The 986-nt window shown below is 72.4% G+C and carries 1 protein-coding gene and 1 pseudogene; both read left to right on the forward strand.

Annotated elements, in window-relative coordinates:
- A pseudogene (locus EHS43_RS45155) lies at nucleotides 1-242 on the forward strand (hypothetical protein); the annotation flags it as partial.
- The coding region (locus EHS43_RS45160; protein ID WP_148104369.1) for a serine/threonine-protein kinase at nucleotides 232-986 on the forward strand (755 nt) is incomplete at its 3' end. The pseudogene EHS43_RS45155 and the gene EHS43_RS45160, both read left to right, overlap by 11 nt.

The raw sequence follows: 986 nt of genomic DNA on the forward strand, positions 1-986 counted from the left end.
CCGTCGAGGAGCTGGCCCGCGGCGGCCTCGACGGGGAGGCCTTCCAGGGCTGCACCCGGGGACTGCGGATCGGGGTGGTCGTCGACGGGGAGCACATGTGGCTGTACGACGCCCGGCACGGGCGCTGGGTCTACGCGGACGGGACCCGGGTCAGCACCTACGCCACCGACGAAGAACCTCGCGCGAGGGCCGACAGCCCCGGGCACGCCCCCACCCAGGTGGTGACTCCCGATGGCCCGTGAGGCCGGCCCGTTCTCCGGCAGCCCTTCCGAGCTGATCGGCCGGCAGGTCGCGAGCTACCGCATCGAGCAGGAGATCGGGCGCGGCGGCATGGCCGTCGTCTACCGGGCCCGGGACCTGCGCCTGGACCGCACGGTGGCGCTGAAGCTGCTGGCGCCCGAACTTGCCCGCAACGACACCTTCCGCAAGCGTTTCAGCCACGAGTCCCGGGTGGCCGCCGCGATCGACCACCCGCACATCGTGCCGGTCTTCGAGGCGGGCGAGACGGACGGCGTGCTGTACATCGCCATGCGGTACGTCGACGGCAGCGATCTGCGTCATCTCCTGGACCGCCAGGGCCCGCTGCCGCTCCCGACCGCGCTGCGGATCGCCGCCCAGGTGGCCTCCGCGCTCGACGCGGCCCACGAGCACGGGCTGGTCCACCGGGACGTGAAACCCGGCAACATCCTGGTCTCCCGGGGCACCGACCGCGACCACCCCGAGCACGTCTACCTCACCGACTTCGGCCTCACCAAGAAGTCCCTGTCGCTGACCGGGTTCACGACGGTCGGCCAGTTCGTCGGCACCCTCGACTACGTGGCCCCCGAGCAGATCTCCGGCCGCCCGGTGGACGGCCGCTGCGACGTCTACGGGTTCGCCTGCGTGGTCTTCGAGACGCTCACGGGGCACCCGCCCTTCCGTCGTGACGACGACATGGCCCTGCTGTGGGCCCACCAGTACGACGCCCCGCCCGCGCTCTCCGCCTC

The organism is Streptomyces sp. RP5T, from assembly GCF_003933965.1.
Lineage (GTDB): Bacteria > Actinomycetota > Actinomycetes > Streptomycetales > Streptomycetaceae > Streptomyces.